Raw genomic sequence first — 24,579 nt, 5'->3', positions numbered from 1 at the left:
GCGCGCCAGCGGTGGGGGGGGGGCCGCCCCCCCCCCCCCGCCCCCCCCGCCGCCCCCCCCGCGCCCCTGCACCCCCCCCCCCCCCCCCCCCCCCCCCGACGCATGCGCCGAGGGCGCTGTTTCACGTGAAACAACGCCCTCGGTCGGTGTTCCGAGTACTACGGAAGGTTCAGTCGGCCGTCTTGAGCGGCGTCAGGCAGAGCACCACGCTGCTCCGGCTCTTACGGCGACCCGAGCTCTCGGTGTAGGCGGAGTACTTCTCCGGGTCGCAGAGATCCGCGTCCGTCGTGTTGTCGTGCACCTCGGCGACCTTGTATTCGGCGGCGGACGAGCTGCAGTCAACGGACTTCATGTCCGGGTTGAAGTTGGTGCCGTTGTTCTCCAGGCAGTCCCCGACCGCGGCAGCCTTGGCGTCGGACTCGAACAGGTCGCCCAGGCCGAACTTCAGCGCGCCGAGCACGACGAGGCCTACGACGATGATGATGATGTTCCGCGTTGCGAGGAGCTTCTTGCCACCCGAGGGCTGCGAAGGACTCTGAGGAGGAGCGCCCCAGCCCTGCGGCTGCTGCGGGGCTCCCCAGTTCTGCGGCTGCTGGGGCTGCGGGGCTCCCCAGCCCTGGGGCTGCTGCGGCTGAGGTCCGCCCCAGCCCTGCTGGGACTGTTGCGGCGGGTAGCCGTATCCGCCCTGCTGAGGCGGGTAGGGCTGAGCCGGCTGCTGACCGTAGGGACCGCTGCCTTGCTGTGGCGGGTAAGTCATCTGGATGCCCCCGTTATTGGTGTGCCTTGTTTGACGCGGGCACGCTATAGGACGTCACCGCCCCGACTCCAATGCGCGAGGCACAGGGCAGAGCCTGCGTAGAGCACCGCCACACCGGTCACCAGCACCACGGACCGCCCGTCGGGCGGGAGCATCAGCGCGGCGACCGCCGCCGCGGCGACGAAGGCCACGTTGAACAACACGTCGTAGAACGAGAAGGCCCTGCCCCGGTAGGCGTCGTCCACGGCGGTCTGCACCACGGTGTCCGTGGCGATCTTCGCCCCCTGGGTGACGAGTCCGAGGACGAACGCGGCGACGAGCATCGGCGCCGGAGCGAACCACAGCCCCAGGGCCGGTTCGAGGATCGCGGCGGCGCCCGCACACACCACCATCCAACGGAGCCGCCCGAGCCGCCCCGCGGCCCAGGGGGTCAGTACGGCCGCCGCGAAGAACCCGGCGCCGGAGAAGACCACCGCCACGCCGAGGAGAGCGAGACCGTCGTCCTCGCTGTCCGTCCAGGCGTGGCGGCAGAGCATCAGGACCATGACGGTCAGCGCTCCGTAACAGAATCGGATCACCGTCATCGCGGCCAGCGCCCGGGACGCGCTCCGGTGTTCCAGCAAGTGCCGCAGGCCGTCGAGGAGTCCGCCGGCCGCCGCGGTCAGCGCTGCCCGCAGGGGCATGCGGCCGGTGTCGCGCTCCGGTCCGAGAAGCCCCGCCGAAAGGCTCAGCGCCGCCAGCGCCGAGGCGAGATAGAGCGCCGCCCCGAACAGCACCACGGCAGAGTCCGAAGCGGCCAGCAGCCGTACCAGGAAGGCGAGTCCGCCGCCCGCCGTGGCTGCGAGGGTGCCCGCGGTCGGCGACAGCGAGTTGGCCAGTACCAGGCGCTTCCGCTCGACCACGCGCGGCAGAACGGCGGAGAGACCGGCGAGGACGAAGCGGTTGACCGCGGTGACGCACAGCGCGGAGACGTAGAAGAGCCACGCGGGAGCCGCGCCGATGATCAGGAGGGCGGTGCAGCAGGCGAGGCCGGAGCGCAGCAGGTTGCCGTGGACGAAGACCTTGCGCCGGGGCCAGCGGTCCAGCAGCACGCCCGCGAAGGGCCCGACGAGTGAGTAGGGGAGCAGGAGCACGGCCATGGCCGAGGCGATCGCCCCGGCGGACGCCTGTCTCTCCGGCGCGAAGACCACATGCGTGGCCAGCGCCACCTGATAGACGCCGTCGGCCGACTGGGACAGGACCCGCACGGCCAGCAGGCGGCGGAAGTCCGGGAGGCGGAGAAGTGTGCGCAGGTCGCGCGCGACGGGCATGGGAGCAAGGGTCACACACGACGAGGGCCCCCGGGCGCATTGCCCGGGGGCCCTCAACGGCGCGGCAGCCGAGCGGCGTTGCCGCTCCTCACCTGCGCTGCTGACTCACGTGAGTCAGTTGGAGACCTCACCGCGGATGAACTTCTCGACGTTCTCGCGGGCCTCGTCGTCGAAGTACTGGACCGGCGGGGACTTCATGAAGTACGAGGAAGCCGAGAGGATCGGGCCACCGATGCCGCGGTCCTTGGCGATCTTCGCGGCGCGGAGGGCGTCGATGATGACACCGGCGGAGTTCGGGGAGTCCCAGACCTCCAGCTTGTACTCCAGGTTCAGCGGGACGTCACCGAAGGCGCGGCCCTCGAGGCGCACGTAGGCCCACTTGCGGTCGTCCAGCCAGGCCACGTAGTCCGAGGGGCCGATGTGGACGTTGTTCTCACCCAGCTCGCGGTCACGGATCTGCGAGGTGACGGCCTGAGTCTTGGAGATCTTCTTGGACTCCAGGCGCTCACGCTCGAGCATGTTCTTGAAGTCCATGTTGCCGCCGACGTTCAGCTGCATCGTGCGGTCCAGGATGACGCCCCGGTCCTCGAAGAGCTTCGCCATCACGCGGTGCGTGATGGTGGCGCCGACCTGCGACTTGATGTCGTCGCCGACGATCGGGACACCGGCCTCGGTGAACTTGTCCGCCCACTCCTTGGTGCCGGCGATGAAGACCGGAAGCGCGTTGACGAACGCGACCTTGGCGTCGATGGCGCACTGGGCGTAGAACTTCGCGGCCACCTCGGAACCCACCGGGAGGTAGCAGACCAGGACGTCGACCTTGCGGTCCTTGAGGATCTGGACGATGTCGACCGGGGCCTCGGCCGACTCCTCGATGGTCTGGCGGTAGTACTTGCCCAGGCCGTCGTGGGTGTGGCCGCGCTGGACGGTGACACCGGCGTGCGGCACGTCGCAGAGCTTGATGGTGTTGTTCTCGCTCGCGCCGATGGCGTCCGAGAGGTCCAGGCCGACCTTCTTCGCGTCGACGTCGAAGGCGGCGACGAACTCGACGTCCCGCACGTGGTAGTCGCCGAACTGGACGTGCATCAGACCGGGCACCTTGCCGGCCGGATCGGCGTCCTTGTAGTACTCGACGCCCTGGACCAGCGAGGCGGCGCAGTTGCCCACGCCGACGATGGCTACGCGAACCGAACCCATTCCGGTTGCTCCCTGTGTGTAATGGATGTTTCTGATGAGCTCGCCGCGGATCTGCGGTGAACTCACTTGGCGGTGTCGCCGGACGGATCCGGCGGGTTGTCTCCCCGCCGGGGCAGGCCGTCAGGCTCTCCTGCGGTCTTCTGCTGAGCTGGGCCCCCGGGCGAGGATCGTCGCTGATCCCGTCCCGACCGCTCGCTCTCGATGAGCTCGTTCAGCCAGCGCACTTCGCGCTCCACGGACTCCATGCCGTGTCGCTGCAGCTCAAGTGTGTAGTCGTCGAGGCGCTCACGGGTGCGGGCCAGAGAGGCGCTCATCTTCTCCAGGCGCTCCTCCAGCCGGCTGCGACGGCCTTCCAGCACCCGCATTCGCACGTCGTGCTCCGTCTGCCCGAAGAAGGCGAAGCGAGCAGCGAAGTGCTCGTCCTCCCAGGCGTCGGGGCCGGTGTGCGAGAGCAGCTCCTCGAAGTGCTCCTTACCTTCGGCCGTCAATCGGTAGACGATCTTGGCTCGACGCCCCGCCAGGGACGAGGCGGGAGCGACGGGCCGGCCGGAGCCGGGTGCCGCCTCCGCCGGAGCGGTCCCCGGCTCCTCGATCAACCAGCCGTTGGCGACCAGCGTCTTGAGGCAGGGGTAGAGCGTCCCGTAACTGAAGGCACGGAAGATGCCCAACGAGGTGTTGAGGCGTTTGCGCAGCTCATAGCCGTGCATCGGGGATTCGCGGAGCAGTCCGAGGACGGCGAACTCGAGGATGCCGGAACGTCTGCTCAACCTCGCCCCTCCTTCTCCGAGTGCTCTCGCGGTCCTTTGTACCGGGTCGATGTACCGAGCTGATGTATCGACTCGATACATCAGCACGATAGATCGCACCGGCGATGCCGACAAGGGCAGCCTCAGTGAGCGGCGTCACATCGCCAATTCGTAGGAACCGACTTGCGTTATTTGGGGTGAAGTTCGGTCCCAGGAGGGTTTTGACCGTGCGTAGTCTGTGCGGCATGCAGACCACCGGGAACCGCGAGACGCGCGCGTGCGTCAGTGCTCGCGGGCCATCCGGATGCACTGCGGGCGAGCCTGTCGCAGGGCTGGCCCGTCATTCGGGGGACCGGATCTCACCTGCCGCTTCCAGGCGCTCTCGCCTGCCCGAGGAGTAGTCGTTCGATGAGCGAGCACCGTCGCAAGACGTCGCAACCGCAAGGTGGCGGACGTGCCGCGGCCCGACGAGCCGCCCAGCAGTCCTCCGGACGCCGCGCAGCACCGTCACGCGGAGTAACTTCAGCCTCACCTTCCGGCTCGCACGGCGAGGAGGCCCCGTACGCCGGTCGTGCAGCAGCCAGACGGGCGGCTCAGCGCGGCGGCGGAGGCCGTGGAGGTTCCGACGGTGGTGGACGGCGCCGCGGCGGCGGGGACGACGAGCACGAGGGCCGCGGGCGCGGCGGCCGGCGCCCGGCCAAGAAGCGGTTCATCGACTACCCGCGCGCCGGCCGTCAGGGCCTCCGCCGCTGGGTGCCGTCGTGGAAGCTGATGTCCGGCCTGTGCATCGGCTTCCTCGGCCTGCTGATGGGCCTCGCCGGCCTCGCCTACGCCATGGTCGCGAAGCCGGAGATCAACGACGCCGCCAAGGCGGAGAACAACGTCTACTTCTGGAGCGACGGCACCCAGATGGTGGCCACCGGCGGTGAGGTCAACCGTCAGGTCATCGACTACGCGCAGATCCCCGAGGCGATGCGCAATGCCGTCATCTCCGCCGAGAACAAGTCCTTCGAGACCGACCACGGCATCGACCCCATGGGTATCGCCCGCGCCGTGTTCAACATGGCCAAGGGCGGTGAGACCCAGGGCGGCTCGACGATCACCCAGCAGTACGTCAAGAACTCGCGGCTCTCGCAGGAGCAGACCCTCAGCCGCAAGTTCGAGGAGCTCTTCATCACGCTCAAGGTCGGCAGCGAGATGAAGAAGAAGGACGTCATGGCCGGGTACCTGAACGTCTCGTACTACGGGCGCGGCGCCTCCGGCATCCAGGCCGCGGCCCGTACGTACTACGGCAAGGACGCCAAAGACCTGGACGCGAGCGAGTGCGCCTTCCTGGCCAGTCTCCTCAAGGGCGCCAGCTACTACGACCCGGCCGGCGCCCCGGAGGTCGACCCCGTGCAGGCGACTCCGGAGAAGAACCTCGCCCGGGCGAAGAAGCGCTGGAAGTGGATTCTTGACGAGGAGGTGAAGGACGGCCGGATGTCGCAGGAGGAACGGAACAAGTACACGGAGTTCCCGATGCCCGACAAGCCGAAGCGCAGCGCGCAGCTGGGCGGCCAGATCGGCTACCTCGTCAACACCGCCAAGGCCGAGATCTTCGAGAAGACCGACATCACCAAGGACATGCTCGACCAGGGCGGCTACGAGATCCACACGACCTTCGACAGGAAGAAGGTCGACCAGCTCAGCAAGGCCGTCAAGCGCGTCTACGACGAGAACATCGACCCCAAGAAGCGTCCGCTGTACGACACCCACGTGCAGTTCGGCGGTTCGTCGGTCGACCCCAAGACCGGCGCCATCCAGGCGATCTACGGCGGTGAGGACGCGACCAAGCACTTCCAGAGCAACGCCGGCCCCACCGGCGCCGCGGTCGGGTCGACCTTCAAGCCGTTCGTGCTGGCAGCCGCCATGGAGTACGGCAAGCGGGACCCGTCAGGCGGGGCGGAGCAGGACGAGTCGCAGCGTACGAAGGTCTCGCCGCTCAGCATTTACAACGGCGCCAACAAGCTGAAGATCAAGAAGTACAACGGCGACGTCTGGACCGACGAGGACGGCAAGGAGTGGCTGCAGACCAACGACGACCACGAGTCGTACGGCAACATCACCCTGCGTGAGGCCATGCAGTGGTCCGCCAACTCCCCCTACGTGCAGCTGGGCATGGACGTCGGCACGGACAAGGTGAAGAAGGCGGCCATCGCGGCCGGTCTGAAGGACGACCGGTACATGGCGGACGCCAGCGTGCCGTCGTTCTCGATCGGTACCTCCTCGCCCAGCGCGACGACCATGGCCGGCGCCTACGCCACCTTCGCCGCCCGGGGACAGCAGCGCGATCCGTTCTCCGTCACCGAGGTGAAGAAGCGCGGCAGGCCGGAATACCAGCACAAGACGGTCACCAAGAGCGCCTTCGACAGCGTCATCGCCGACAACGTCACGGACGTGCTCAAGAACGTCGTGGACAAGGGGACCGGTACGTCCGCGCAGCTCCCGGGGCGTGAGGTCGCGGGCAAGACGGGTACGACCGACGACAACCTGTCGGCGTGGTTCGTCGGCTACACACCGCAGCTGTCGACGGCGATCAGCATGTACCGGCTGGACGACGACGAGAAGAACAAGAACCGCGGGTTCGAGAAGATGTACAACACCGGTGGCAAGGAAAAGATCCACGGTGCCTCCTTCCCCGCCCAGGTCTGGCACGACTACATGGCCGAGGCCATGAAGGGCGTGAAGGCGGAGCCCTTCCCCAAGGCGGAGCCGATCGGAGAGAAGGTCTACGGCGGCGGTGCGTCCAAGAAGCCCTCACCGACGCCCACGCCCACGCCGACCGAGACCGAGACGACGAAGCCGACCCCGACGCCCACTCCCACACCCGACGTCCCGACCCCCGACCCGAGCGATACCTGCGGTGCGTGGGACTGGAACTGCCAGAACAACAACGGCGGCGCCAACGCGGGCACGAGCCAGGGCAATGACGGCGGCACGGACACGGGCACGAGCCAGGGCAACGACGGCGGCACGGACGCCGGCACCTCCACCGGCACGACCGGCGGCGACGACGGTACGGACGGGGGCGCCACCACCACCGGCGGTAACAACAGCGGCGCCACGGGCGGCAACACCAACGGCACCGGAAACAACAGCACCGGGAACAACAACTGGTGGGGTGGCACGACCGGGTAGCGCCCGGTACGCAGTGCGCCTCGCGCCCGGTTCACAGCCCGGCGCGAGGCGGCCCGGACAGGAGTTGAGGGCCGCGGCACCCCGGTGCGGCGGCCCTCGCCCTTTCCACAGCGCCGTACGGCAGGATGTGCGGCATGCCAAGCGCAGAGGACACGAGCGTGCACCAGGAACGGCCCGTCGTACGGCCCACGCACCGGGACGAGGTCGCGGCGGCCGGGAGCGAGCTGATCGGCGGGAGGTCGGGGCGCTGGTCGCGGCTCGGCAGCGCCGCTCTCGCCCCGGTGGGGGCGATCGCCCTGGTGGCCATCGGAATGTTCGCGCTCGGTATGGTGCAGAAGCTGCCCTGCTACAACTGGGCGTGGTTCAGGGGAGCCGGTTCCCAGTACACGCACGCGTGCTACTCGGACATCCCGCACCTGTACTCGGGACGCGGCTTCGCCGACGGACTGGTGCCGTACTTCGACCGGCTGCCCGGGGACATGCAGTTCCTCGAATACCCCGTCCTCACCGGGGTGTTCATGCAGGTCGCGGCGTGGCTGACGCCGGGCGGTTCCATCCAGGAGCAGGAGCAGGCGTACTGGCTGGTCAACGCGGGGATGCTGATGGTCTGCACCGCCGTGATCGCCGTCTGCGTCGCCCGCACGCACCGGCGGCGCCCCTGGGACGGCCTGCTGATGGCGCTCGCGCCCGCCTTCGCGCTCACCGCCACGATCAACTGGGACCTGCTGGCCGTGGCCCTCACCGCCGGGGCGATGCTCATGTGGTCCCGGAGCCGCCCGCTGGCGTTCGGCATCCTCATCGGCCTGGCGACGGCCGCGAAGCTCTACCCCGTCCTGCTGCTGGGGCCCGCGTTCGTCCTGTGCTGGCGAGCGGGCAAGTGGCGGGAGTTCGGAGCCGCGGTGCTGGGCGCGGCCGGCTCCTGGCTGGTGGTCAATCTGCCGGTCATGGTCTTCGCGCCCGAAGGCTGGAAGAAGTTCTACACCTTCAGCGAGGAACGCGGCATCGACTTCGGTTCGTTCTGGCTGGTCATCACGCAGCGCACCGGCGAGCCCATCGACGTCGGCACGGTCAATACCGTCTCGACGGTGACCACCATCGCCCTGTGCGCCGCGATCGGCGTCCTGACCCTGACGGCACCGCGCCGGCCGCGGTTCGCTCAGCTCGCGTTCCTCGTCGTCGCGGTGTTCATCCTCGTCAACAAGGTCTACTCACCGCAGTACGTCCTGTGGCTGATCCCCCTCGCCGCACTGGCCAGGCCCCGATGGCGGGACTTCCTCATCTGGCAGACGTGCGAGGTCCTGTACTTCCTCGGGATCTGGCTGTACCTCGCGTACACGACGAGCGGCGACAAGCACCAGGGGCTGCCGACGGAGGGCTACCAGCTGGCGATCGTGCTGCATCTGCTGGGCACGCTGTACCTGTGCGCCGTCGTCGTACGGGACATCCTGACGCCGGAACGCGACGGGGTGCGGCGCGACGGTTCGGACGATCCGTCGGGCGGGGTGCTCGACGGAGCCGAGGACGTGTTCGTGCTGTCCCACCTGGTCGAGAGCGGTGCCGCTCGCCGGAACGCACTGCCGGCGACGCCCGGGCCGCGGGTGGAGTGGGGCACGGCCGGCGGGCCCGCCGCCGACTGAGCGGGGTGGGCGCGCGGACTCAGCGTTCGACGATGCGGTCGTACTGCGTGGTCGTGTGGCGCAGGTGGGCCACCAGTTCGTCGCCCACTCGGGGCTCCTCGGCGTCCGCGGGCACGAACAGGATCGACACCTGCATGTGCGGCGGTTCGGCGAACCAGCGCTGCTTGCCCGCCCAGACGAACGGGGACAGGTTGCGGTTCACGGTCGCCAGGCCCGCCCGGGCGACGCCCTTGGCCCGTGGCATCACGCCGTGCAGGGCCTTCGGGGCCTCCAGGCCGACCCCGTGCGAGGTGCCGCCGGCGACCACGACCAGCCAGCCGTCGGACGCGGCCTTCTGCTGCCGGTAGCCGAACCGGTCGCCCTTGGCGACGCGGGTGACGTCGAGCACGGCGCCCCGGTACTCGGTCGCCTCGTGGTCCCCGAGCCAGAGCCGGGTGCCGATGCGGGCGCGGAACCGGGTCTGCGGGAACTGCTGCTGCAGCCGGGCGAGCTCGTCGGCGCGCAGATGGCTGACGAACATCGTGTGCAGCGGAAGCCGGGCCGCCCGCAGGCGGTCCATCCACGCGATGACCTCCTCGACCGCGTCCGAGCCGTCCGTACGGTCGAGCGGCAGGTGGAGGGCGAAGCCTTCGAGGCGTACGTCCTCGATGGCCGCGTGCAGCTGCCCGAGCTCCTCCTCCTTGACGCCGTGGCGCTTCATGGAGCTCATGCACTCGATGACGACCCGGGCGCCCACCAGGGCGTGCACCCCGTCCACGGAGGACACGGACCGTACGACGCGGTCGGGCAGCGGCACCGGTTCCTCACCGCGCCGGAACGGCGTGAGGACCAGCAGGTCACCGCTGAACCAGTCCTTGATGCGGGCCGCCTCGTAGGTGGTGCCGACCGCGAGGATGTCGGACCCGAAGCGGATCGCCTCGTCGGCCAGCCGCTCGTGCCCGAAGCCGTACCCGTTGCCCTTGCAGACCGGCACGATGCCGGGGAACTGGTCGATCACGGATTTCTGGTGCGCCCGCCAGCGCGCGGTGTCGACGTACAGGGAGAGCGCCATGGCCGGTCCGGAACCCTTCTGGTGGCTGCGGTGGATCAGGGAGGAGAAGCGTGTTCAGGCCCCATTGAAACCAATGGAGCCGGATTCGTCAGCTGTGGGGCTCCATCAGCGGCGTGACATGTAGATGTCGAGCGCCTTGTGCAGCAGCTTGTTGAGCGGGAAGTCCCACTCGCCGAGGTACTCCGCCGCCTGGCCGCCGGTGCCGACCTTGAACTGGATCAGGCCGAAGAGGTGGTCGGTCTCGTCCAGTGAGTCGGAGATGCCGCGCAGGTCGTAGACGGTGGCTCCCATGGCGTACGCGTCGCGCAGCATGCGCCACTGCATCGCGTTCGAGGGGCGGACCTCGCGCTTGTGGTTGGCCGAGGCGCCGTACGAGTACCAGACGTGTCCGCCGACGATCAGCATGGTCGCCGCCGCGACGTTCTCGCCCTCGTGGCGGGCGAAGTAGAGCCGCATCCGGTTGGGGTCCTCACTGTTGAGGGCCGTCCACATGCGCTGGAAGTAGCCGAGCGGACGCGGGCGGAAGCGGTCGCGCTCCGCCGTGATCTCGTACAGCCGCTGCCACTCGGAGAGCTCCGCGTAACTGCCCTGGACGACCTCGACGCCGGCCTTCTCGGCCTTCTTGATGTTGCGCCGCCAGAGCTGGTTGAAGCCCTTGTGGACGTCCTCAAGCGAGCGGTTCGCCAGCGGCACCTGGAAGACGTAGCGGGGCTGTACGTCACCGAAGCCGGCGCCGCCGTCCTCGCCCTGCTGCCAGCCCATCTTCCGCAGCCGGTCGGCGACCTCGAAAGCGCGCGGCTCGATGTGCGTGGCCTCGACGTCGCGCAGGCGCTTGACCTCCGGGTCCTGGATGCCGGCCTTGATGGCCGCGGCGTCCCAGCGGCGGATGATCACCGGCGGGCCCATCTTCACGGAGAAGGCGCCCTGCTGCTTGAGATGGGCCAGCATCGGCTGCAGCCAGTCGCTCAGGTTCGGCGCGTACCAGTTGATGACCGGGCCCTCGGGCAGGTACGCCAGGTAGCGCTTGATCTTGGGGAGCTGCCGGTAGAGCACCAGGCCGGCGCCGACGAGCTGACCGGTCTTGTCGAACCACCCCAGGCTCTCGGAGCGCCACTCGGCCTTCACATCCGCCCATGCCGGGACCTGCATGTGGCTGGCCGCGGGCAGACTCTGGATGTAGGCCAGATGCTGCTCTCGGCTGATGGTCCTCAGGGTCAGGCTCATGCGGGGCGCTCCTCGGCAGGTGTGTCCCCATCGGTCAGGGGCTCCGGCTCTCGCGCCGAAGCCTACTGTGGCCGTCGAGCGAGCGGTCTGGCCCCGTGGGCCTGTACGCGTGCGAGGGCGGCCCCGTCCGCTGACGGGACCGCCCGGGCCGGACCCGGAGGTCAGCCGATCACGCCGCCGAAGAGTCCGCCGTGGGCCATGCCGAGAAAGAACCCGAGGGCGGCCGCGCCCATGCCGATGATCAGTGGGAACCTCTCGCGCGTGGTGACGGAGATGTACAGGCCGTACGCCCCCGTGAGGATCCCGATCAGGCCCGCCCATGAGCTGAGCAGGTGCAGGTTGTGGAACATCGCCGAGATGAAGGCGAGGGCGCCGAGGACGAGCGTGACCAGCACGAGCGCGTCCTGCAGCGGATGGGGCCTGCCGTCCGTGGCGAAGAGGGAGACGGAGGGGCGGGTCCGCGTTACGTGTGCCATGGATTACCTCCTGGCCAACATGCGGCGCGTCGTGGCGCCGCTCACACCCGATGTGTCCAGGTTGCGTCCCCTGACCACCGGATTTCAACCGGAAGGTGGTCTGCGGGTACTCTGGTCGGTCTGCACCGGTGTCTGCCCAGCCCTGCACGGGCCGTCCCTCCTCACCGAGGGCACTGTCAGTGGGGGCTGTTTTACTCGGGCACCGTTGCTCAACGCATCACGACCCTCCTGCCACGGAACGACCGTGGCCGCTGAGTCCAAAGGAGGTGGGTTCCACATGCGTCACTACGAGGTGATGGTCATCCTCGACCCCGATCTCGAGGAGCGAGCAGTCTCCCCGCTGATCGAGAACTTCCTCTCCGTCGTCCGTGAGGGCGAAGGAAAGGTTGAGAAGGTCGACACCTGGGGCCGTCGTCGTCTCGCTTACGAGATCAAGAAGAAGCCCGAGGGCATCTACTCGGTCATCGACCTGCAGGCCGAGCCTGCGGTCGTCAAGGAGCTCGACCGCCAGATGAACCTGAACGAGTCGGTCCTCCGGACCAAGGTCCTCCGTCCCGAGATTCACTGAGCCTCCGGCTCAGCGGTCATCGGGTCCGAGTAGCAGCAAGCAGGCAAGAAATCCCCGCCGAGAGGTTCACCCATGGCAGGCGAGACCGTCATCACGGTCGTCGGCAATCTCGTCGACGACCCCGAGCTGCGCTTCACCCCGTCCGGTGCGGCGGTCGCGAAGTTCCGTGTCGCGTCCACTCCCCGCATCTTCGACCGGCAGACCAATGAGTGGAAGGACGGCGAAGGCCTGTTCCTCACCTGCTCGGTCTGGCGGCAGGCGGCGGAGAACGTCGCCGAGTCGCTCACGCGAGGCATGCGCGTTGTCGTGCAGGGCCGGCTGAAGCAGCGGTCGTACGAAGACCGCGAGGGCGTCAAGCGCACGGTCTACGAGCTGGACGTCGAGGAAGTCGGCCCCAGCCTCAAGAACGCCACCGCCAAGGTCACCAAGACCACCGGTCGTGGTGGCCAGGGCGGCCAGGGTGGATACGGCGGCGGCCAGCAGGGCGGTGGCAACTGGGGCGGCGGTCCCGGTGGTGGCCAGCAGGGCGGCGGCGGTGCTCCCGCCGACGACCCGTGGGCGACCAGTGCTCCGGCCGGCGGCCAGGGCGGCCAGCAAGGCGGAGGCGGCTGGGGCGGAAGCTCCGGCGGTTCCGGCGGCGGCTACTCGGACGAGCCCCCCTTCTAGGGAAGCTCGTACCCCCACTTCTTGATCACACAGGAGAAACACCATGGCGAAGCCGCCTGTGCGCAAGCCTAAGAAGAAGGTCTGCGCGTTCTGCAAGGACAAGACCCAGTACGTGGACTACAAGGACACGAACATGCTGCGGAAGTTCATTTCCGACCGCGGCAAGATCCGTGCCCGCCGCGTCACCGGCAACTGCACGCAGCACCAGCGTGACGTCGCCACGGCAGTCAAGAACAGCCGTGAGATGGCGCTGCTGCCCTACACGTCCACCGCGCGATAAGGGAAGGGTGACCGAAACATGAAGATCATCCTCACCCACGAGGTCACCGGCCTCGGTGCTGCGGGCGACGTCGTGGACGTCAAGGACGGGTACGCCCGTAACTACCTGGTTCCGCGTGGCTTCGCCATCCGCTGGACCAAGGGTGGCGAGAAGGACGTGGCGCAGATCCGCCGCGCCCGCAAGATCCACGAGATCGCCACGATCGAGCAGGCCAACGAGGTCAAGGCCAAGCTGGAGGCCGTGAAGGTCCGTCTGGCCGTTCGCTCCGGCGACGCCGGCCGCCTCTTCGGCTCCGTCACCCCGGCCGACATCGCCTCGGCGATCAAGGCCGCCGGTGGTCCGGACGTCGACAAGCGTCGCGTCGAGCTGGGCTCGCCGATCAAGACGCTCGGCGGGCACCAGGTGTCCGTGCGTCTGCACCCCGAGGTCGCTGCGAAGCTCGGCGTCGAGGTCGTTGCTGCCTGATCGGGCCGCACCTCAGGAGAACAGTGAAGGGCCGCACCCTCCGGGGTGCGGCCCTTCGCCGTTTCACGTGAAACCTCCCGGGCCGGTCAGCGGGTCGCGCCGGTGACCAGCCACTTTCCCGAGCGGGTACGAAGCCAGAGCGTTGTCATCCGCACGATCATCATGAGCGCCATCGCGCACCACAGGGCACCGAGCCCACCGCCCAGGGTGGGGACCAGGAGGGCCGCAGGGGCGAAGACGGCCAGCGTCACGAGCATGGCCCAGGCCAGGTACGGGCCGTCGCCGGCGCCCATCAGCACGCCGTCCAGGACGAAGACGACGCCGGCGATCGGCTGGGTGGCCGCCACCACCAGGAGTGCGGGCAGCAACGCATCCTGGACGGCCGTGTCGCCGGTGAACAGCGGTACGAACAAGGGGCGGGCCAGGACGATGAGAACGCCCAGGACCACACCGGACGCGACCCCCCACTCCACCATCCGGCGGCACGCCTCTCGTGCGCCCTGCGCGTCGTCCGCGCCCAGGTAGCGCCCGATGATGGCCTGCCCGGCGATGGCGATGGCGTCGAGGGCGAAGGCCATCAGGCTCCACAAGGAGAGGATGATCTGGTGGGCGGCGATGTCGGTGTCGCCGAGCCGGGCGGCGACCGCCGTGGCGATGAGCAGGACGGCGCGCAGCGACAGGGTCCGGACCAGGAGCGGCACACCCGCCTGGGCGCAGGCCCTGATGCCCGCCGCGTCGGGTCGCAGCGACGCACCGTGGCGCCGGGCCCCCCGGACGACGACGACCAGATACGCGGCCGCCATCGCGAGCTGGGCGATGACGGTGCCCCAGGCCGAGCCGGCGATGCCCATGCCGGCGCCGTAGACGAGGCCGGCGTTGAGGGCCGCGTTGGCGGCGAACCCGCCGATGGCGACGTAGAGCGGGGTGCGGGTGTCCTGGAGGCCCCGGAGTACGCCGGTCGCGGCCAGCACCACCAGCATCGCGGGGATGCCGAGGCTGGAGATCCTGAGATAGGTGATGGCGTGGGGCGCCGCTGTGGAGGAGGCGCCGAAGATGTCGGTGAGCCAGGGGGCGAGGGGGAGCGTCAGGGCGATGACTGCGATGCCGAGCAGGAGCGCCAGCCAGATGCCGTCCATGCCCTGCCGAATCGCGGAGGCGAGATCGCCGGCGCCCACCCGGCGGGCGACCGCCGCCGTGGTGGCGTACGCGAGGAAGACGAAGATGCTCACCGCGGTCGTCAGGAGCGCGGCAGCGACCGCCAGCCCGGCCAGCTGAGGCGTGCCCAGATGGCCGACGATCGCGCTGTCGACCATCACGAACAGCGGCTCGGCCACGAGTGCGCCGAAGGCCGGGACGGCGAGCGCGATGATCTCGCGGTCATGGCGTCGGCGGCGGGAAGACGGGGTCCCCGGTGGCTGGGTCATGGCAGCCAATCTAATCTTCCACAGGTAAGCGATGCAATCGGCCGTGGGCCCTTACATTCGCTTGCCTGCGGCTAACTCTTGCGCCGGACACGCGATGATCTCGCCCCGATAGTTCAACTTTTTCTCCCCCACAGCCGGTGGACGGTAAAAGCGCTGGTCATGGCCGTATTTGCAGCGGGTCTATGAGTTTGTCCACAGAGCTGTCCCCCGGTCCGTGCACAGGTTCCGGGGAGTTCTCCACAGCATCTCTTCGCTCGTCCACAGGGCCTGTGGATAACCAGATTGGCTGACGGTGCCGAGCCGCCTACCGTAGTCCGGCGCCCCCACCCTGTTTCGGCTCTGCGACCCCGCAGAACTCGACACACCGGAACCGGAGTCGGGGGTCTTGTTTGTCGGTGCCGTGCCGTAAGAAAGATGAGCACGGCTAGGTCCGCGGAGCGGACGGGAGGAGGTGGCCGGATGAGCATTCCCGAACCCTTGGACGACCCTTGGACGGACACCGGCCCCAGTGACCGGCTGCCCGTATCCCGCCAGCGCCGGGGTGAGGACCGGGACCGGGGCGAGCGGCATGACCGCGGCCGTGAGTCCCACGACTGGGATGGCGGTTCGGCGGGCTTCGAGCGGGTGCCACCCCAGGACCTGGACGCGGAGCAGTCCGTGCTCGGCGGCATGCTCCTGTCCAAGGACGCCATCGCCGAGGTCGTGGAGGTCCTCAAGCCCCACGACTTCTACCGGCCGGCGCACGAGACCGTCTATCAGGCGATCCTCGACCTCTACGCCAAGGGCGAGCCCGCCGACCCGATCACCGTGGCCGCCGAACTGGTCAAGCGCGGTGAGATCACCAAGGTGGGCGGGGCCCCGTATCTGCACACCCTGGTCCAGTCGGTGCCGACGGCGGCCAACGCCTCGTACTACGCGGAGATCGTCCACGAACGCGCGGTCCTTCGGCGGCTCGTGGAAGCCGGTACGAAGATCACGCAGATGGGATACGCGGCTGACGGCGATGTCGATGACATCGTGAACTCGGCCCAGGCGGAGATCTACGCCGTCACCGAGCAGCGGACCAGTGAGGACTACCTGCCGCTCGGCGACATCATGGAAGGCGCCCTGGACGAGATCGAGGCGATCGGCTCCCGCAGCGGCGAGATGACGGGCGTGCCCACCGGCTTCACCGACCTCGACGCTCTGACGAACGGTCTCCACCCGGGGCAGATGGTCGTCATCGCGGCCCGTCCCGCCATGGGCAAGTCGACCCTCGCGCTGGACTTCGCCCGCGCCTGTTCGATCAAGAGCAACATGCCCAGCGTGATCTTCTCCCTGGAAATGGGGCGGAACGAGATCGCGATGCGTCTGCTGTCCGCCGAAGCGCGGGTGGCCCTGCACCACATGCGTTCCGGCACGATGACCGACGAGGACTGGACGCGGCTGGCTCGGCGGATGCCGGACGTCTCCGCAGCCCCGCTCTACATCGACGACTCCCCCAACCTCTCCATGATGGAGATCCGGGCGAAGTGCCGTCGCCTCAAGCAGCGCAACGACCTCAAACTCGTGGTCATCGACTATCTCCAGCTGATGCAGTCCGGCGGTTCGAAACGCGCCGAGAGCCGTCAGCAGGAGGTCTCCGACATGTCGCGAAACCTCAAGCTGCTGGCCAAGGAGCTGCAGCTGCCGGTCATCGCGCTCTCCCAGCTGAACCGTGGCCCCGAGCAGCGCACCGACAAGAAGCCGATGGTCTCCGACCTGCGTGAGTCCGGCTCCATCGAGCAGGACGCCGACATGGTCATCCTGCTGCACCGCGAGGACGCGTACGAGAAGGAGTCGCCGCGCGCCGGCGAGGCGGACCTGATCGTGGCCAAGCACCGCAACGGCCCCACGGCGACCATCACCGTCGCCTTCCAGGGCCACTACTCCCGCTTCGTGGACATGGCGCAGACCTGATCGGCACCGGGCCGGGAAAATGGAGTCGCCATCCGTCCGTGCGGGCGGTAGGTGTTGACGATGACTTCTCCAGTTGAACAGTTGCTTCCCGGCACCCGACGGGCCTTGCTGCACCGCGTCGCCACGGCTCAGGCCGAAGGACGTACCCCCTCTCTGGTCGCCGCCGTGCAACGGCGGGGACAGGCTGTCTGGGAGGGTGCGCGCAGCTGCGTCGACGGTCATGCCCCGGACTCGGATACGCAGTTCAGGATCGGCTCCCTCACCAAGACCTTCACCGCCGTTCTGGTGATGCGGCTGCGTGACGAAGGGCTGCTCGACCTGGCGGATCCGCTGGAGAAGCACCTGTCCGGCACCGGTGCGGGCGACGTGACCATCCATCAGCTGCTCGGCCACAGCGCGGGGCTCGGGGCCGAGACGACCGCGCCCTGGTGGGAGCGGACCCCCGGCAGTCTGCGGCCCACGCTCGCGGACGTGCTCGATGAGCAGGTCGCGATGCATCCGCCCGGCCATCGGCACCACTACTCCAACCCTGGCTACACCTTGCTCGGTTCGCTGGTCGAGGCCGTGCGCGGGGCGTCCTGGGAGGAGGTACTGCGTCGCGAGGTGCTGGAACCCCTCGGTATGCACCGGACCAGTTCGCTTCCACAGGCTCCGCACGCCGGCGGGTGGGCGGTGCACCCCTGGGCGGACGCTCTGCTCCCCGAACCGGCGGAGGACCTGGGCCTCATGGCGCCCGCCGGGCAGCTCTGGTCCACGACCGCAGATCTGCTCCGCTTCGCGGCCTTCCTCGCTGACGGGGACGACCGGGTGCTCTGTGCCGCTTCGGTGCAGGAGATGAAGCAGCCGTCGGCTGCCCCCGCGGCCGGTGAGTGGGCCGATCACTACGGCCTGGGACTGCAACTGGTCCGGCGCAGGGGCCGTACCTTCATCGGCCACACGGGTTCGCTTCCCGGGTTCCTGGCGGCCCTCTGGGTCAGCGCCGAGGACGACGTGGCGGCCGTGGTGCTCGTCAACGCGACTTCCGGGGTCGCGATCGGTGAGGTGGCCGCCGACCTTGTGGACATCGTCGCCGAGGCCGAGCCGCGCATCCCTGAGCCATGGCGTCCACTGCCGGAGGTGGACGCCGAACTTCTCGCTTTGACCGGGCCCTGGTACTGGGCCACGCGTCCCAACATCCTGACGCTGACCGCCGATCGCGGGCTGGAGCTGCGGCCGGTGAACGGCCAGGGCCGAGGCGCACGCTTCACCGCGCGCCCGGACGGCACCTGGGTCGGCCTGGACGGTTACTACGCGGGGGAGACGCTGCGGATCGTGCGGAACACGGACGGCAGTGTGAGCCACCTCGACCTGGGGTCTTTCGTTTTCACGCGTGAGCCGTACGACCCCGCGGCAGCGGTGCCCGGCGGCGTGGACGAGGAGGGGTGGCGCGGTCTGGGGGACTGAGCGCAGCCGGACGCGCCCGGAACAGGTGAGGCCTGTTTCACGTGAAACGGGCCTCACCGCTGCTCAGGCCGTCAACTCCCGTTCCAGCGGGGTCCGGAACCGCGGGGTGATCCGGGCTTCCCCCACCCAGCCCGACAGCCGGGCCGCCTCGGCCTCGATCGCTGCCGTCGCTTCCCGGCCCGGATCGGTCAGCAGCCGCCAGGTGAGCTCGCCGTCGCCGCGCTGGGCCCAGCCCCCCACGATCCGGCCGCCCCACCACACCGTGGGACCGATGTTTCCCGAGCGGTCGAAGAGGGCGGCCCGGTGCTCGGCCGGCAGATGGAAGCCACGGTCCGCCCAACCCATACCACTGGGGTCGAGGGCGGGCAGCAGGGCCGCGCAGGGGGCCTGGGCGGGCTCGGGCTCCGTGTCTCCGGGGGCGACCCAGGCCGGAGCTCCGCTGTCGAGCCGTACTTCCACGGCTCCGACAGCGGCGAGAGCCGTACGGACCTCACGGGTGCCCCAGCCGGTCCACCACTTCAGGTCTGCCTCGGTGCCCGGACCGTACGCCCGGAGCCAGCGCAGGGCCAGTTCCGCCTGGGCCGGAGCGGTTGCCTCCACGGGTCGTGGGCGGGCCGGGGCCCAGCGGAACTGGCTGGACGTCCAAGAGCCCCGCGGCCGGTCCCTGCGGATCCTTCCCTCGGCGGCCAGCACCCGGATCACCCGGGTCGCGACGCCCTGGACCGTTTCCTGCTTCTTCCCGGGGAAGACGGTGATCTTGGTGCGAAGGGCGGCCACACCGGCGGCGAGTTCGCTGCCCGACACAGGGCCACTGCTGTTCAGGAAGGCGAGGGTGCTCCGCTCGGTCTCGTCCAGCCAGCGTTCGTCCAGGCCGTTTCCGTCCTCGCGGAGATGCTTGAGCAGATTGCGGCGCTCCTTGGCGGCCACAGCGCGCGCGTTCGCCGCCTCGACGTGCGGGGCCGTCTCGTCCGACACGACGAAGAGGGTGTTGCGCATGGAGAGCATCCGCACCAGGGAGACGTCTTCGTAGAGAGACCGCTCCACCTCGGCAACATCGGGTTCGGCGAGCCTGGCGCAGGCCGAGAGGAAGACGGTGGCCGCGTCGGTCGCGTGGAGCGCGACGAGGGCGTCGGCCACCACGACGGGCGACGACGCCCGTTCAGCGGGGGTCAGCAGATGGCGGCGGGTGATCCGGATACGCCGCTGTTCGTCACTGATGCGTTGCACGTCGGGCTCCTCGGGAACGAGGCAGACAGGTCAGAGTGCGAGTTTGAAGCCCACATGGCTGGCGGCGAACCCCAGCCGCTCGTAGAAGCGATGAGCGTCGGTGCGGGACGCGTCGGAAGTGAGCTGTACCAGTTGGCAGCCCTGCCGACGTGATTCGTCCACCGCCCACTGAATCAGCCGGGTACCGAGGCCGCTTCCCCGTTCGTCCGCGTGGATGCGGACACCTTCGATCACGGACCGGGTCGAGCCGCGCCGGGACAGCCCCGGGATCACGGTCAGCTGCATGGTCCCGACGACGCGCTCCTCGCGCACGGCGACCATCAGGTGCTGATTCGGGTCGTCGGCCAGCCGCCGGAGCGCCGCTCGGTAGGGCGCGAGGTCGTCCGGTGACTCGCGCTGGGCGCCCAGCGGATCGTCGGCGAGCAGAGCCACGATGTCGGCCAGATCGTCAGCGGTAGCTCGGCGTATCTCCAGATCCCTCATGATCCGCAGCCTACGCAGTCGACAGCAGCTGGACCCCGCCGTTCGGTCGGGCTCTAGACGGGAACGGCCTTCAGTTCCTCGACGGCACGGACGAGCGGGGCGAGTTCGGGGTTCTGGGCGGCCTCGTCGAGCGCGCTGCGCAGAGCACGGTCGTTGGTGGGCCGGGCGTCAGCGACCAGGGAGAGCCCGGCGGGGGTGACGTCGGTGTAGATGCCCCGGCGGTCGGTGTCGCAGAGATACCGGGTCAGCAGCCCTCGGTCTTCGAGGCGGGTCACCAGGCGCGTGGTGGCGCTCTGGCTCAGCCCGACGGCATCCGCCACCTGCTTCATCTGCAGATGCCCGCCTGGGCCGCTGTGCTGTCGGCTGAGCACGTCCAGCAGGGAGTACTCGCGGACGCTCAGGTTGTGGCCGCTCTGCAAGGCACGCTCGATGCGGGTCTCGATCCTGCCGTGGAGCAGGGACAGCGCGATCCAGCCCTGGGAGAGGGCGGTCAGAGCCGGGTCAGTGGCTGTCATGGTCTCTCCTCCGTATCGGAGCCGCTTACATCCAGAGTAGCCGACTACCGCAATAGCCAGCGCTTGCAATTAAAGAGCGTCTGCAATTATTGTCTAAGCCTGTAAGGGGCACTAGCAATCACTTGGAAGGGGACCCATGCCGCTCGCACTCCTCGCCCTGGCCATCGGGGCATTCGGTATCGGGACCACCGAGTTCGTGGTCATGGGGCTGCTTCCCGAGGCGGCCGCCGAGTTCCAGGTGTCCATCCCGGCTGCCGGCTTCCTGGCCACGGGCTACGCGCTCGGCGTCGTGCTCGGCGCGCCGCTGATGACCGTGCTCGGCACGAAGGTCAGCCGCAAGCGGATGCTGATGGTCCTCATGGGCTTGTTCATCGTCGGCAACGTGGTCACCGCAGCCGCTCCCGTCTTCGCGGTGATGGTCGCCGGCCGGGTGATCGCCTCGCTCGCCCACGGTGCGTTCTTCGGCATCGGAGCGGTCGTAGCGGCGGATCTGGTCGCTCCGCAGAAGAAGGCCGGCGCCATCGCCCTGATGTTCACCGGGCTCACCGTCGCCAACGTCGTCGGGGTGCCGGCGGGCACCTACATCGGGCAGCACACCGGGTGGCGGGTCACGTTCTTCCTCGTCGCCGCGCTGGGCGTCCTCGGCCTTCTCGGCGTCGCCCGGCTAGTACCGGAACAGCCCCGCGCCGAGGGCGTCAGACTGCGGCAGGAAATCGCGGCGTTCCGCAATGTGCAGGTCCTGCTCGCCATGGCGATGACCGTCCTCGGATTCGGCGGCGTTTTCGCGGCGATCACCTACATCACACCGATGATGACCGAGACCGCCGGGTACTCGGCCTCCGCCGTCACCTGGCTCCTGATTCTGTTCGGTCTCGGCATGGTCGGCGGGAACCTGATCGGCGGCAGGTACGCCGACCGGCGTCCCGCGCTGCTGCTCTTCGTGTCGCTGAGCGGTCTCGCCCTGGTCCTGGTCCTCTTCACTCTGACCGCCCACAACAAGGTCGCGGCTGCGGTCACCCTCGTTCTGATCGGTGCCTTCGGCTTCGCGACCGTGCCACCCCTCCAGAAGCGGGTGCTCGACCAGGCGGCGGACGCCCCGACGCTGGCCTCGGCGATGAACATCGGCGCCTTCAATCTGGGCAACGCGCTCGCGGCCTGGCTCGGCGGGATCGTCATCGGTGCCGGCCTCGGCTACACCGCTCCCAACTGGGTCGGAGCGGCGCTCGCCGCATCGGCTCTGGTTCTCGCCCTCGTCGCCGGTGCGCTGGAGCGCCGTACGACCGCACCGAGCCGCCTCGTCGCTACCCACACCCCCGAGCCGGCAGCGGCCCTCGACACTCGGAGCTGAATCGGATGGGTCAGCCCGTGGCCAGGCTGAAGGGCGCGAAGTAGCGGGGCCAGTCCGCGTGCTGCCGTCCGCCCAGCGCCATCACCGTGGTCTCCGAGTCCGACCGCAGTCCACAGCGCACCAGCCAGTCCAGCAGGTCCTCGTGGCGGGCGTCGACATCCACGCGCAGCGGCCGGTCCGTAGCTTCGGCCAGCGAGGCCACGAGCAGCTTCGCCGTGGAGGTGTCCTTGGCGATCAGGGGCCCGACGGCATGGTTCGCCGCGCTCGGCGAGAGCGCGGCGAACCCGGTGAGCTCCCCGTCCTCCTCGGCGACGCGCAGGTGATCGGCGAACGTCGGGAGCCGGGTCAGCAGATGCGTGCGGTCGAGCCCGAAGACGGCCGAGTCCAGCCGCACCACGGCCCGCAGATCATGGGCGGAAGCAGACCGGATGACGGTCTCGGGGCCGCCAAGAGCATGCAGGGCTGCCGCCGCCGGCCGGAAGGCCCCACTGAGACGGATGGTGCGCCCCACGGGCGCGAATCCGAGCTCTTCGTAGAGGGGGCGGCCCGACGCCGTCGCATGGAGGCTGAGCGGGGTGTCCCCGGCGGCCTCGATCACCCGTTGCATCAGATACCGGCCCACCCCGCGACGGGCATGGCGCCCGGCAACGAGCAGCATGCCGACGGCCGCCATCTCGGTGCCGTACGGGAGCACCACACAGCTCCCCATCAAGCCCTTGCTGTCGGGGTCATCGATCCCGTAGCCCGTGCCGGCGGCGAGGAGCAGCGTCCAACGCTCCTCATCGCGCGGCCAGCCCCGGTCCTCGCTGAGATCGGCGCAGGCGACCAGGTCGTCCCGAGTGAGGCGCCGGATGGGGAGATCGGACAGCGGGCGAGGCAATGAGCTGGGCATACGGGCCAGGCTCTCCGACCGATGATCGCTCGTCCACCGCTTTACCGGAACTGGTCGAGTCCCGCAGCGAAATTTGGGCCCGGGCCTTGGCGGCCAGCGGTTTCACGTGAAACACGGGCACGGCGTGAGGGCCGCCTCCATGTGCCCCGCTCGGTGTGTCAGCCCAGGTCAGCGGCGTGCAGAGCCCGGACGCCTTCGATATTGCCGTCCAGATAGTGCCGCAACGACAGCGGCACGAGGTGCACTGCGGCAATCCCGACCCGGCTGAAGGGCACGCGCACGACGTCGTACTCGCCGCAGGGCGCGTCGATCTCGGGGCCGTGGCGCAGGGACAGATCCATGGAGTCGAGGCGGCAGACGAAGAAGTGCTGGACCTTGACGCCCTTCACCCCTCCCTCCTCGATGTGTTCCACGGTGTCGACGAAGCAGGGCACCACATCGGTGATCTTGGCGCCCAGTTCCTCGTCCACTTCGCGGTGCAGGGCGTCGACCACGGTGGCGTCCTCGGGCTCGACCCCGCCCCCCGGAGTGAGCCAGTACGGGTCCACCCCGGGCTTGGTGCGCTTGATGAGGACGAGGTCGTCGCCGTCGAGCAGGATGGCGCGTGCGGTGCGCTTGACCACAGGACGTTCGGTCATGGCAGAAGCGTGGCCCATGGGACCCGTTCTGAAACACCGGGGCGCTGTCGGGCGCTCCTGAGGTCACCAGTCGGCCGCGGCCCGCAGCAGCCACTCGTGCGCCCGGGCGAGATGCGGAAGCGCGAGCGTGCCGGTCCGCGCGGCGAGGAAGTACGTGCGCAGGGGCGGGACCGGAGGGTCGAGGAGCGCCACCACCTCGCCGCGTTCCAGCGCGCCCTGGCACAGATAGCGCGGCAGCACGGCGAGCCCGGCGCCCGCGGACGCGCACGCCAGGACCGCCCGCAAATCCGGGGCGATGACGGCGCCGGCGGCTGCGGGCGCGCTCTCGAAGACGGCGGCCCAGTAGCGGGAGACGAGCGGCAGGCTCTCGTGCACCTCCACCACGGGCAGCTGCTCCAGGACCACGGGGCCGTTGCGTCGCAGCGTGCCCGGCCCCAGCCGGCCGGCCCAGCGCGGGGCGGCGACCAGGACGTGCTCCTCGTCGCAGAGTGGGGTGGCGGTGAGCAGTTCCCCGCGCGGCCGGGCCGTCACGAGGGCCAAGTCGTGGTGGCCGGCGGCCAGGCCCTCCAAGACTTCGTCCGCGTCGGCGGAGAACGAACCGCGCAGCGCGAGGCCCTGGGCGATCAGCGGGGTGAGCGCGGGCAGGACGCGCAGGGAGAGGAATTCCGGTGGGCCCGCCAGATGCAGTGTCCGGACGCCCGACTCCTCATCGAGCTCGGTCTCGGCGATCTCGACGAGGGCGTCCAGGTGCGGCGCGGCCCGGTGCGCGAGTTCGTCGCCGATCGTCGTCGGTGTCACTCCCCGGGCCCTGCGCAGGAACAGCGGACGGCCCAGCTGGCGTTCCAGGGTGCGTATCTGGGAGGTCACAGCGGGCTGCGAGAGACCGAGCAGCGCGGCGGCGCGGGTGAACGAGCCGGCCCGGTGGACGGTGACGAAGGTACGCAGCAGGGCCAGATCCACGCTCTTGCCCCTCTCGCCCTCACGCCGTGACGCTTCCGATCGGACCCCGGACACCTATAAATATGTCGATAGGTCTCTGTCGCTACTGTGATTGGACACTGACGCTGAGTCAACTAGCCTTGACAAGGCGGTCCTTCACGGAGAAACGCGAAGGGCC

23 protein-coding genes are annotated in these 24,579 nt (G+C 69.2%); 9 read left to right on the top strand and 14 right to left on the bottom strand.

Annotated elements, in window-relative coordinates; translation table 11 throughout:
- Positions 1–169 precede the first annotated feature (169 nt).
- From FKN01_RS07260 to FKN01_RS07245, 4 genes are all read right to left on the bottom strand, one after another.
- Positions 170–757: a hypothetical protein gene (locus tag FKN01_RS07260; protein ID WP_143617580.1), complete on the bottom strand. Its 588-nt coding sequence runs from the start codon at positions 755–757 to the stop codon at positions 170–172.
- 44 nt (positions 758–801) lie between these two features.
- Entirely contained in the window at positions 802–2,067 is a 1,266-nt protein-coding gene (locus FKN01_RS07255) for an MFS transporter (protein WP_143617578.1), read from the bottom strand.
- A 114-nt stretch (positions 2,068–2,181) separates the two neighbouring features.
- The gene (locus FKN01_RS07250) at positions 2,182–3,264 is read right to left on the bottom strand and encodes an inositol-3-phosphate synthase (protein WP_143617576.1); all 1,083 of its coding nucleotides are present in this window, start codon (positions 3,262–3,264) and stop codon (positions 2,182–2,184) included.
- A 62-nt stretch (positions 3,265–3,326) separates the two neighbouring features.
- Positions 3,327–4,031, bottom strand: a complete 705-nt coding sequence (locus FKN01_RS07245; protein WP_143617574.1) for a PadR family transcriptional regulator — start codon at positions 4,029–4,031, stop codon at positions 3,327–3,329.
- Between the two features lie 750 nt (positions 4,032–4,781).
- Here FKN01_RS07245 and FKN01_RS07240 point away from each other — a divergent pair.
- Positions 4,782–7,187: a transglycosylase domain-containing protein gene (locus FKN01_RS07240; RefSeq protein WP_143617572.1), complete on the top strand. Its 2,406-nt coding sequence runs from the start codon at positions 4,782–4,784 to the stop codon at positions 7,185–7,187.
- Between the two features lie 134 nt (positions 7,188–7,321).
- A complete protein-coding gene (locus FKN01_RS07235; RefSeq protein ID WP_143617570.1) occupies positions 7,322–8,824 on the top strand; it encodes a glycosyltransferase family 87 protein in 1,503 nt (500 codons plus the stop codon).
- Positions 8,825–8,843: 19 nt separating this feature from the next.
- On the opposite strand, the gene FKN01_RS07230 is transcribed toward FKN01_RS07235, so the two are convergent.
- The 3 genes from FKN01_RS07230 to FKN01_RS07220 form a co-directional block, all read right to left on the bottom strand.
- Positions 8,844–9,875 carry an alanine racemase gene (locus tag FKN01_RS07230; protein WP_143617568.1) on the bottom strand — a complete coding sequence of 344 codons (1,032 nt, stop codon included), beginning with the start codon at positions 9,873–9,875 and terminating at the stop codon, positions 8,844–8,846.
- 105 nt (positions 9,876–9,980) lie between these two features.
- Positions 9,981–11,099, bottom strand: a complete 1,119-nt coding sequence (locus tag FKN01_RS07225) for a peptidoglycan bridge formation glycyltransferase FemA/FemB family protein (RefSeq protein ID WP_143617566.1) — start codon at positions 11,097–11,099, stop codon at positions 9,981–9,983.
- A gap of 161 nt (positions 11,100–11,260) precedes the next feature.
- Entirely contained in the window at positions 11,261–11,575 is a 315-nt protein-coding gene (locus FKN01_RS07220; protein ID WP_143617564.1) for a hypothetical protein, read from the bottom strand.
- Between the two features lie 277 nt (positions 11,576–11,852).
- On the opposite strand from FKN01_RS07220, the gene rpsF reads away from it, so the two are divergent.
- The 4 genes from rpsF (at position 11,853) to rplI (ending at position 13,554) form a co-directional block, all read left to right on the top strand.
- A complete protein-coding gene (gene rpsF, locus FKN01_RS07210; RefSeq protein WP_018101872.1) occupies positions 11,853–12,143 on the top strand; it encodes a 30S ribosomal protein S6 in 291 nt (96 codons plus the stop codon).
- A 72-nt stretch (positions 12,144–12,215) separates the two neighbouring features.
- A complete protein-coding gene (locus FKN01_RS07205) occupies positions 12,216–12,809 on the top strand; it encodes a single-stranded DNA-binding protein (protein ID WP_143617562.1) in 594 nt (197 codons plus the stop codon).
- Positions 12,810–12,852: 43 nt separating this feature from the next.
- Entirely contained in the window at positions 12,853–13,089 is a 237-nt protein-coding gene (rpsR, locus tag FKN01_RS07200; RefSeq protein WP_003967857.1) for a 30S ribosomal protein S18, read from the top strand.
- 18 nt (positions 13,090–13,107) lie between these two features.
- Positions 13,108–13,554, top strand: a complete 447-nt coding sequence (gene rplI, locus FKN01_RS07195) for a 50S ribosomal protein L9 (protein WP_143617560.1) — start codon at positions 13,108–13,110, stop codon at positions 13,552–13,554.
- Between the two features lie 86 nt (positions 13,555–13,640).
- Here rplI and FKN01_RS07190 read toward each other — a convergent pair whose 3' ends face one another.
- Complete coding sequence (locus tag FKN01_RS07190) at positions 13,641–14,978, bottom strand: MATE family efflux transporter (RefSeq protein ID WP_143617558.1); 1,338 nt, start codon at positions 14,976–14,978, stop codon at positions 13,641–13,643.
- A gap of 459 nt (positions 14,979–15,437) precedes the next feature.
- Between FKN01_RS07190 and dnaB the strand changes: the two genes are divergently transcribed.
- Together dnaB and FKN01_RS07180 are read left to right on the top strand one after the other, a co-directional pair.
- Positions 15,438–16,916: a replicative DNA helicase gene (gene dnaB, locus FKN01_RS07185; protein WP_143617556.1), complete on the top strand. Its 1,479-nt coding sequence runs from the start codon at positions 15,438–15,440 to the stop codon at positions 16,914–16,916.
- Between the two features lie 60 nt (positions 16,917–16,976).
- Positions 16,977–18,359 (top strand): serine hydrolase, encoded by a 1,383-nt coding sequence (locus FKN01_RS07180; RefSeq protein WP_143617554.1) that lies wholly within the window; start codon positions 16,977–16,979, stop codon positions 18,357–18,359.
- Between the two features lie 63 nt (positions 18,360–18,422).
- Here FKN01_RS07180 and FKN01_RS07175 read toward each other — a convergent pair whose 3' ends face one another.
- Genes FKN01_RS07175 through FKN01_RS07165 form a run of 3 tightly spaced genes read right to left on the bottom strand, consistent with a single transcriptional unit; the run spans position 18,423 to position 20,584 of the window.
- Complete coding sequence (locus FKN01_RS07175; protein WP_143617552.1) at positions 18,423–19,586, bottom strand: winged helix DNA-binding domain-containing protein; 1,164 nt, start codon at positions 19,584–19,586, stop codon at positions 18,423–18,425.
- A gap of 30 nt (positions 19,587–19,616) precedes the next feature.
- Positions 19,617–20,069: a GNAT family N-acetyltransferase gene (locus FKN01_RS07170; RefSeq protein WP_143617550.1), complete on the bottom strand. Its 453-nt coding sequence runs from the start codon at positions 20,067–20,069 to the stop codon at positions 19,617–19,619.
- Positions 20,070–20,122: 53 nt separating this feature from the next.
- Positions 20,123–20,584: a MarR family winged helix-turn-helix transcriptional regulator gene (locus FKN01_RS07165; RefSeq protein WP_143617548.1), complete on the bottom strand. Its 462-nt coding sequence runs from the start codon at positions 20,582–20,584 to the stop codon at positions 20,123–20,125.
- Between the two features lie 136 nt (positions 20,585–20,720).
- On the opposite strand from FKN01_RS07165, the gene FKN01_RS07160 reads away from it, so the two are divergent.
- On the top strand, positions 20,721–21,932 hold the full coding sequence (locus FKN01_RS07160) for an MFS transporter (protein WP_143617545.1): 1,212 nt from the start codon (positions 20,721–20,723) through the stop codon (positions 21,930–21,932).
- Positions 21,933–21,942: 10 nt separating this feature from the next.
- Here the strand turns inward: FKN01_RS07160 and FKN01_RS07155 are convergent, their stop codons facing one another.
- The 3 genes from FKN01_RS07155 to FKN01_RS07145 form a co-directional block, all read right to left on the bottom strand.
- Positions 21,943–22,824 (bottom strand): GNAT family N-acetyltransferase, encoded by an 882-nt coding sequence (locus FKN01_RS07155; RefSeq protein ID WP_260696806.1) that lies wholly within the window; start codon positions 22,822–22,824, stop codon positions 21,943–21,945.
- 158 nt (positions 22,825–22,982) lie between these two features.
- A complete protein-coding gene (locus tag FKN01_RS07150; RefSeq protein ID WP_143617542.1) occupies positions 22,983–23,462 on the bottom strand; it encodes an NUDIX domain-containing protein in 480 nt (159 codons plus the stop codon).
- Between the two features lie 63 nt (positions 23,463–23,525).
- Positions 23,526–24,422, bottom strand: a complete 897-nt coding sequence (locus tag FKN01_RS07145) for a LysR family transcriptional regulator (protein ID WP_143617540.1) — start codon at positions 24,420–24,422, stop codon at positions 23,526–23,528.
- Positions 24,423–24,579: the final 157 nt, after the last annotated feature.

It is taken from the genome of Streptomyces sp. 130, assembly GCF_007096885.1.
GTDB lineage: Bacteria > Actinomycetota > Actinomycetes > Streptomycetales > Streptomycetaceae > Streptomyces.
Note: the sequence above shows the minus strand (reverse complement) of the source record. Positions and strands in the feature narration are given on the sequence as shown.